At 66.3% G+C, this 8,385-nt stretch carries 9 protein-coding genes; 7 read left to right on the forward strand and 2 right to left on the reverse strand.

All coding sequences use genetic code 11. The features are described from left to right. Window positions 1-14: 14 nt before the first annotated feature. Window positions 15-1,583, reverse strand: coding sequence for an ABC transporter substrate-binding protein (locus AB4Z10_RS25050; protein WP_441473116.1), 1,569 nt, complete (start codon window positions 1,581-1,583; stop codon window positions 15-17). 239 nt (window positions 1,584-1,822) lie between these two features. Here AB4Z10_RS25050 and AB4Z10_RS25055 point away from each other — a divergent pair, with 239 nt between their 5' ends. From AB4Z10_RS25055 to nhaA, 5 genes are all read left to right on the forward strand, one after another. Further along, a complete protein-coding gene (locus AB4Z10_RS25055) occupies window positions 1,823-2,530 on the forward strand; it encodes a GntR family transcriptional regulator (RefSeq protein WP_441473117.1) in 708 nt (235 codons plus the stop codon). Next, window positions 2,527-3,225, forward strand: coding sequence for a flavin reductase family protein (locus AB4Z10_RS25060; RefSeq protein WP_441473118.1), 699 nt, complete (start codon window positions 2,527-2,529; stop codon window positions 3,223-3,225). The genes AB4Z10_RS25055 and AB4Z10_RS25060 overlap by 4 nt, the downstream gene beginning before the upstream one ends. Before the next feature lie 308 nt (window positions 3,226-3,533). Beyond that, a complete protein-coding gene (locus tag AB4Z10_RS25065; RefSeq protein WP_441473119.1) occupies window positions 3,534-4,349 on the forward strand; it encodes an alpha/beta fold hydrolase in 816 nt (271 codons plus the stop codon). Between the two features lie 100 nt (window positions 4,350-4,449). Then, window positions 4,450-4,836 carry a c-type cytochrome gene (locus AB4Z10_RS25070; RefSeq protein ID WP_441473120.1) on the forward strand — a complete coding sequence of 129 codons (387 nt, stop codon included), beginning with the start codon at window positions 4,450-4,452 and terminating at the stop codon, window positions 4,834-4,836. 82 nt (window positions 4,837-4,918) lie between these two features. After that, window positions 4,919-6,115: a Na+/H+ antiporter NhaA gene (nhaA, locus tag AB4Z10_RS25075; protein ID WP_441473121.1), complete on the forward strand. Its 1,197-nt coding sequence runs from the start codon at window positions 4,919-4,921 to the stop codon at window positions 6,113-6,115. A 5-nt stretch (window positions 6,116-6,120) separates the two neighbouring features. On the opposite strand, the gene AB4Z10_RS25080 is transcribed toward nhaA, so the two are convergent. Then, entirely contained in the window at window positions 6,121-6,297 is a 177-nt protein-coding gene (locus AB4Z10_RS25080) for a hypothetical protein (protein ID WP_441473122.1), read from the reverse strand. Between AB4Z10_RS25080 and AB4Z10_RS25085 the strand changes: the two genes are divergently transcribed. Together AB4Z10_RS25085 and AB4Z10_RS25090 are read left to right on the forward strand one after the other, a co-directional pair. Continuing rightward, on the forward strand, window positions 6,296-6,694 hold the full coding sequence (locus AB4Z10_RS25085; RefSeq protein ID WP_441473123.1) for an NUDIX hydrolase: 399 nt from the start codon (window positions 6,296-6,298) through the stop codon (window positions 6,692-6,694). The two genes, AB4Z10_RS25080 and AB4Z10_RS25085, sit on opposite strands and share 2 nt — an antisense overlap. A gap of 219 nt (window positions 6,695-6,913) precedes the next feature. Beyond that, window positions 6,914-7,720, forward strand: a complete 807-nt coding sequence (locus tag AB4Z10_RS25090; RefSeq protein ID WP_441473124.1) for a class I SAM-dependent methyltransferase — start codon at window positions 6,914-6,916, stop codon at window positions 7,718-7,720. Window positions 7,721-8,385: the final 665 nt, after the last annotated feature.

An 8,385-nucleotide genomic window follows, 5' to 3' on the forward strand; every position in this document is an offset into this window, starting at 1 on the left:
ACGTCGCGCCTGCCTCACTTCATCATGGTCAGCCAGAGGCGCGGCTTGTTGTCCGAGGCCTGCACGGTCGAGGCCACGGTCGAACGCATCGCCCAGGCCATCGGCTGCTGATGCAGCGGGATGAAGAGGTGCTCGGCCTTGGCGATCTTGAGCGCTTCCTTCATCAGCTCGATGCGCTTGGGTGTGTCGAGTTCGACGCCGGCCTTGTCGACCAGCGCGTCGATGCGCGGATCACCCCAGTTGCCCCAGTTGAAGACGCCGCCCGTGCCGCTCCTCGAGCGCATCACCTGCACCAGCAGCGAATAGGCGTCGATCATCGGCTCGTTCGCCCAGCCGAAGGAGATGACGTCGAAGTCGCCCTTGACGCGCTTCGGCGCCTGCTGGCTGCGCGGCGCCATGCTGAGATTGGGCTTGAGGCCCGCGCGCGACCACATCGAGGCGACCGCCTGGCAGAATTCCTCCTCGTTGACGAGAGAGTCGCTCTGGCAGTTCATCTGGAAGGAGAAGCCGTTGGGATAGCCGGCCTCGCCGAGCAGCTTCTTGGCGCCGTTCAGGTCGAAGGGCAGCCGCTCGTCCTGCGACGGCTCGTAGCCGGGGATCGCGGGGGCGACGAGCGCGCCGGTGTTGCGCGAGAGGCCGCGCATCGCACGCTTCTGGACGGCGTCGATGTCGATGGCGCGATAGAGCGCCTCGCGCACCTTGATGTCCTTGAAGGGGTTCTTGTCCTTCACGTCGCTCTCGAAGAGCTTGTCGGTCAGGTTGAACGCGAAGAAGACCGAGCGCAGCTCGTTGGTCTGCAGCACCTTGACGTCCGGCGAGGCGGACAGGCGCGGCAAGTCCTGCAGCGGGGCGACATTGGTGAAGTCGATTTCGCCGGAGAGCAGCGCCGCGACGCGCGTCGAGGACGAGGTGATCGGCGTGAACTCGATCTTGTCGATGTTGTGCTTCGGCTTGTCCCACCAGTTCGGGTTCTTCGCGAAGACGGTCTTGGAGTCGGCGCGGCGGCTTTCGACGAAGAACGGGCCGGTGCCGTTGGCGTTGTCGGTGGCATAGCCCTTCACGCCCTTGCCGGAATCGGTCGGCAGCAGCGAGTTGTTGGCCTCCATCCACTCCTTGTCGAAGATGAAGATGTTGGTGAGGTCGTTGAGCAGCAGCGGATAGGGGCCGTTGACCTCGATCTCGACGGTGTAGTCGTCGATCTTCTTCGAGGATTTGTAGGCCGGCAAGTTGCCCTTGAGCGGCGAGTCGGGATGGGTGACGCGCGCCAGCGAGGCGATGACGTCATCGGCCGTGAAGGGATTGCCGTTGTGGAACTTGACGCCCTGGCGCAGCTTGAAGCGCCAGACGGTCGGCGACACGGTCTCCCATGACTCCGCCAGCGCCGGCTCGATCTTGAGGTCGCCGGTGTAGCGCACCAACCCCTCATAAACATGGTTCAGCACCGACAGGGTGAAGGTCTCACCGAAGGAGTAGGGATCGAGCGAGGCGATTTCGCGCGCCGACCCCCATTTCAGCGTCTTCGCCTCGGCGGTGCCCACCAGGGCGAAGGCGGCAACGGCCGCCAGCAACCAGGCCTTTTTCATCCAACTCTCCCCTTTTGTGTTTCGGCCCCGCCGCAGCGGGCCCGGATCGTCGTTGCCGCCTGTTTAGGCACCGTGGCGTTTTGGTCGCCATCTCGTGTGCGATTATTGAACAAACTTGCATACGATGAAAAGATCGTATTGTATGCGATTATTGAACACAAGCAGAAACTGGATCGGAGCCCGCGATCGTGACATTGACGCCCCCGCAAATGGTCAAATCAGGACGAGGGAAAGCCGACATGGGCGAGCGTCGTACGCCGGTTCTGCGGGCAGAATCCGTATACAGGGCGCTCCGGCGCGCGATCATCGAGCAGGCACTGAAGCCCGGCGTGAAACTGCCGGAGGATTCGATCGGGGAGCAGCTCGGCGTCAGCCGCACCTTGGTGCGTGAGGCCTTCGGGCGCCTCGCCGTTGAAGGACTGGTGGAACTCAAGCCCAATCGCGGCGCCTCCGTCGCCTATCCGACGCTGGAAGAGGCGCGCGACGTGTTCGAGGTCCGGCGCGGGCTGGAGCGGCTGGTCGCTGAGAACCTCGCCGGGCGACTGACGGCCTCCCAGGCGGCCGAGCTCGAAGCCCATGTCGAGCAGGAAGAGAAAGCACACGAGCAGGACGGGCCGGAATCGATCCGCCTCTCCGGCGAGTTTCACATCAAGCTCGCGACGATGACCGGCAACGCGCTGCTGCTGCGCTATGTCCAGGAAGCGTCGTCGCGCTGCTCGCTGATCCTGGCCATCTACGGCCGCCCGCATTCGAGCGAATGCGCGGTCTCCGAGCACCGCCAGCTCATCGAGGCATTGCGCTCCGGCGATGCGACCCGCGCCGCCGATCTCATGGACCATCATCTGCGCGCGGTCGTGACCCGCGCCTTGCTGACGCCGCGCGTCGAGCGGGACATCCGCGACGTGCTTGCCCCCTATGCCCGTAGCGAAGGATTGACCCCATCGTGACCGCACACCCGTCCGGACAGCCGCGCGCCGAGACCGCTCCCGGCATCGTCACCTTCGACTTCGCGTCGCTCACCCCGCGCGAGCGCTACAAGCTGCTGATCGGCGCCGTCGTGCCGCGCCCGATCGCGCTGGTCACGACGATCGACGAGAATGGCACGGTCAATGCCGCCCCCTTCTCATTCTTCAACTGCCTGTCCGCCGATCCGGCCATCCTCGCGCTCGGCGTCGAGTACCGGCCGACCGGAGCGCAGAAGGACACGGGCCGCAACGTCAGGCAGACCCTGGCCTTCACCGTCAACATCGTCTCGGACGCGCTCCTGGAAGGCATGAATGTCTGCGCTGTGCCCTTCGAGCCCGGCGCCGACGAACTGGCCGAAGCCGGATTGACCGCCATGCCCGGCGTCAAGGTGCCCTGCCCCTGGATCGGACAGGCACCGGCAGCTTTCGAATGCCGGCACCACACGACGCTCGGCATTGGCAATTCGCGCGAGATCATCCTCGGCGAGGTCGTCTACGCCCATTTCCGCGCCGACACGGTCGATCCGCAGAAGCTCTATGTCGACCCGGCCGCACTCGACGCCGTCGGGCGCATGGGCGGGCACGGCTATGCGACGACCCGCGATTATTTCGATCTCCCGACCATGTCGGTCACGACCTGGCGCGCGGATCCGGCGGCGGCGAACCGGCGCAGCTGACACCTTCGCCAGGCCCTTTCTGCGCCTGGCAGAACGGCTTGCCGCGATCAGGCACAAATCCATGCACTGGACGCAGGCCAATTAGTCTTTGGTCTACTCGACCTGCGCCAGGAACATTCCGCCCCCTGCGATCAAGCCATGGCAGGTGCGGCCCTGATGCGCCATCCTCGCACAAACCGGTCCCATCGGCCAGATCAAGGCCGAATGATCGGCGGGTGGGCGACCTAAGCTTTCAGGGAGGATGGGGCCATGTCCGGGATCATGCGCACCAGGCGCAGCAACGCATGTCGCCTTCCGAGAGGTGACGCATGACAGCCATGACCGAGATCTCCGACTTCAAGGTCGAAACGTCCGACGGCGCCACGCTGCACGCCTTCAAGGAAGGGCATGGCCAACCGCTGCTTCTGGTCAGCGGCTTGAGCGGCACTGCCGCATTCTGGAAGAACATCGCGGCGACGCTGTCGCGCTCCTTTCAGGTCATCCGCTTCGATCAGCGAGGCATCGGCGCCAGCACGCGCGGCGAGGCTCCCTGCGACATGGAACACCTGGCCCGCGACAGCCTCGCCGTGCTCGACGCAGCCGGCGTCGGGCGCGCCGTGGTCCTCGGCCATTCGACCGGCGGCTGCATCGCCCAGACGATCGCCAAACTCGCGCCGGAGCGCGTGGACGGGCTGATCCTCAGCGCGAGCTGGCTTGCGCCGAGCCGCTTCCTCAACGCCCTGTTCGGGGCACGCCTCGCGATCCTCGAGGCCGACCCCTACGCCTATGCCGCCATTTCGGTGCTCAGCGGCTATCAGCCCCGCTGGATCGAGCAGAACTGGCACATCTATGACGATGCGATGGAAGCGGCCCCGGTCAGCGAGCAAGCGAAGATCGTGACCCGCGAGCGGCTCAACGCGCTCCTCGCCTTCGACGGCTCCGCCGATATCGGCTCGCTGCCGATGCCGATCCTGATCCTCGGCACGCGCGACGACATGGTCGTCCCGGTCCACTATCAGGAAGCGCTGGCCGCAGCGCTGCCCGGCTGCCGGCGGGCGATCATGGAAACGGGCGGGCATCTTTTCCCGGTGTCGCGGCCGGACGCCTTCACGGCGACCGTGGCGGAGTGGATCGGCGAGCTCTGAGGCCGAGATCTGAAGCAAGGCGCGGCGCGGCGAAATGGCCCATGCGACGCCGCGCGGCTTCGGGTTAAATGAGAACGCCTCCAAGTCGAAAGACCTGCCTATGCGCGCGATTCTCCCGAGCCTTCTCCTTCTCCTGCCCTTCCTTGCCCAACCCGCCGCCGCGCAGGACGCCGCCGCCGGCGAACGATCCTTCAACAAGTGCCGCGCCTGCCATCAGATCGGCGAAGGCGCGCGCAATCTCGTCGGCCCCGAGCTCAACGGCCTGATCGGCCGGCATTCGGGCGCGGTCGAGGCCTACAGCTATTCGACCGCCAACAAGAGTTCCGGCCTGACCTGGGACGAGACGACCTTCACCGACTACATCAAGGACCCGAAGGCCAAGATTCCCGGCACCAAGATGATCTTTGCGGGCATCAAGAGCGAGAAGGAGATCAAGGACCTGATCGCCTTCCTGAAGCAGTTCGACAAGGACGGCAAGAAGCTCTGACGCCCGTCCCGGCCTGCCCGGATTTGGTCCTCGGCGCCAGCCTGTCGTATCTCCTTCTGCCTGATCGACAAAGGAGAGCCTGATGGCCGCCCCCGTAACCCGGGTGAGACCCCTTTCCGCGCTGCGGGACTTCCTGCACAGCGAGGCCGCCGGCGGCATCATCCTGATGGTGGTCGCTGCGCTCGCCCTCGTCATCGCCAATTCGCCGGCGGCGCCGCTCTATTTCGGCACGCTTAAGAGCTATGTGCTGGGCCTCTCCGTCCTGCACTGGATCAACGACGCGCTGATGGCGGTGTTCTTCCTGCTCGTCGGGCTCGAGATCAAGCGCGAGATGCTGGACGGCCAGCTCTCGACCTGGGGGCGGCGGGTGCTGCCCGGCTTCGCCGCGCTCGGCGGCATGATCGCGCCGGCGCTGATCTATGTCGCCTTCAACCTGGGCTCCGGCGAGAGCCTGCCCGGCTGGGCGATCCCCACCGCCACGGACATCGCCTTCGCGCTCGGCGTGCTCTCGCTGCTCGGGCCGCGCGTGCCGGCTTCTCTCAAGGTCTTCCTCACCGCGCTCGCCATCCTCGACGACCTCGGCGCGGTGATCATCATCGCGGTGTTCTACACCGCCGAGCTGTCGGGCCTGTATCTCGGCCTCGCCGCGGCGGTGCTCGTCATCCTGACGGCGCTCAACCGCCTCGGCGTGATGCGGCTCGCGCCCTATCTCCTGCTCGGCGCGGCGCTCTGGTACTTCACCCTGAAGTCCGGCGTGCATGCGACGCTGGCCGGCGTCGCGCTGGCCCTGACCATTCCGCTGAAGCCGTCCCCGGCCCGGCCCGACGACGCCAAGTCTCCGCTGCACAAGCTCGAACACGGGCTGCACCCTTATGTCGCCTTCCTGGTCATTCCGGTCTTCGGCTTCGCCAATGCGGGCGTGTCCTTCAGCGGCCTCGGCCCCTCGACGCTCGCCGCGCCGGTGCCGCTCGGCATCATGCTCGGCCTGTTCCTCGGCAAGCAGATCGGCGTCTTCGGCTTCGGTTGGGCGGCGATCCGCGCCGGCCTCGCCGATCTGCCGGCACGCGCCTCCTGGCCGCAGTTCTACGGCATCGCCCTGCTCTGCGGCATCGGCTTCACCATGAGCCTGTTCATCGGCCTGCTCGCTTTCCCGGATTCCGAGGCGCTGCAGAACCAGACCAAGATCGGCGTCCTTGCCGGCTCGCTGCTCTCCGGCATCGGCGGCTGGCTGCTGCTAAGGCTCTGTCCGGGCGAGGTTATGCGCAAGAAGCAAGGCTGACCTGTTCACTTTTTCGGCAGAATGCCTCTTCCATTTTCGCGAAGCGATGCAATATTCATTCGCTTCAGCGGCCATTCCCGATTCGCAGCCGCGAGGGAGTCTGCAACCAGCCAGGAGCGTCCAGAGCCGATGAAGAAGGCAAAGCGGAAAACGGGGGAGAAGCGGTCGCAGATCGCGGCCATGCCGATCCGCCACGCTGCCGACGGCTCGACGGAGATTCTGCTCGTCACATCGCGCACGACGCGCCGGTGGATCGTGCCCAAGGGCTGGCCCATGAAGGGCCTCAAGGACTATGACGCCGCGGCCCGCGAGGCCTTCGAGGAGGCCGGCGTCATCGGCCGCATCAGCCGCGAGCCGGCGGGGCGCTACAATTACTGGAAGCGCATGAGCGACCATTTCGTGCTCTGCGAGGTCAATCTCTATCTGCTCGAGGTCGAGCAGCAGCTCGACAGCTTCTCCGAGCAGCATCAGCGCGACCTGCACTGGTTCAAGCTGGCCGACGCCGCCGACATCGTCGACGAGCCCGAGCTCAGCACGGCCATCCGCAAGCTGGAACGCATGCCCGCCCTGGCGGCGTGAGGCTGCCTGTCGATGCCTGAATGCAGCCGCTTCCGCCTCGCATATGGCATATCGCCCTGACATCACGGTTCGCGGATAAGTTGAGCCCAATAAAAAGCGATAACGAATTGGTGTAGATTTCACCCGGACACCGCAGTTTGCGCACTGCAAAATATCTTCAACTGGCAGAATCTGCCCAAATGACGTAAAGTCATCCTTTCCGGACCAAAGGGCTAGAGAATGCCCGACCAGACTCGCCATGATGCATGGCAGGCCGGCGAGAATTACGATCGCTATATGGGGCGCTGGAGCCGCGAGCTCGCGCCCCTTTTCGTCGATTGGCTGAACCCCCTGCCCGGCTTCGAATGGCTCGATGTCGGCTGCGGCACCGGCGCGCTGACCGAAGCGTTGCTGGGCGGCGCGGTGCCGGTCAGCGTCATCGGAATCGACCCCTCGGAGGGCCTCCTGGCGGTGGCGCGCGAGCGCGTGACCAACTGGCGCGCCAGCTTCCGGCAGGGCAGTGCCGAGGCGCTGCCGGTCGAGACCGCGAGCTGCGACGCCGTCGGCTCGGCACTGATGCTCAACTTCGTGCCGGACCGGGACAAGGCGCTGGCCGAGATGCGCCGCGCGGTGCGGCCGGGCGGGCTCATCAGCTTCTATGTCTGGGACTATCCGGGCGGCGGCGTCCAGTTCGTGCGCACCTTCTGGACCGCGGCGACAGCGCTCGACCCGAATGCGGCGGAGCTGAACGCGGACAGGCGCTTTCCCTTCTGCACGGCGGAGGGCCTGACCGAGCTCGCCGCCTCGGCCGGACTGATCGATATCGCCTGCGAGCCGATCACCGTGCCGACGCTGTTCCGCAGCTTCGACGATTTCTGGCAGCCCTTCACCCTCGGCACCGGCCCGGCGCCGGGCTATTGCGCGAGCCTGCCCTTGGCGGCGCGCGAGCGGCTGCGGCAGCGACTGCGCGAAAGCCTGTCGTTCGCGACCGACGGCACCATCCCGATGGAAGCGCGCGCCTGGGCGGTGCAGGCGATCTCGCCCTGAGGCGAACACGCCGGGGTCCGCGTCCCCGCCGGGCTTTTCTCCAATGTCGCGCCATGACGCTTGCCTCCCGCGTCATGCCCGGGCTTGGCCCGGGCATCTTCGAACAGGAGGCTCCGGAGCCTTGTCCGGCCCGCGATTCTCGCCCCCCTTCGGGTCGCCCGAGAATGACGGGCGTGGGGCCCGCATTGACGCGCATGCCTTCGCCCGCCCGCGCTTTCACGCGGGCGTTCGCAAGGAGGGGCAGCGGAGCGCCGCGAGGCGCGGGGTATCGGGCCGCTTCCATTGAGCCAGGATGCGGCGCGGAAGGATTGAGCCACCTTCCGCACGCCCCGTGGCGCTCCGCTCATCGGCGTTCTCTCAGGCTCCGGGCCGCGCTTCTATGGCTCTCCGGTTCCGGTCCCGCTCGCCTCGACGCCAGTTCGGCACGGAGCGCGCCGCGCTCCGCTTTGTCTCGTGCATCGGATGGTCCCGAAAAGCGGTTTCCGCTTGTCGGTCCGATGCCGGCCTTGTCGCGTCTCGGATGACAGAACCTTTCCCGTCGCGCCTCCCAGCGATGCTCCTCGCGCAGGGGCCGTAGTACCCCCAGGGCGGTGCCCCGAAGCCTCCCGGGACCGGCTTGTAAGACCGGCCGCAGGCGCCGACCTCACCCCGCCACTGGCATACCT

Source organism: Allobosea sp. RAF48, assembly GCF_052114025.1.
Lineage (GTDB): Bacteria > Pseudomonadota > Alphaproteobacteria > Rhizobiales > Beijerinckiaceae > Allobosea.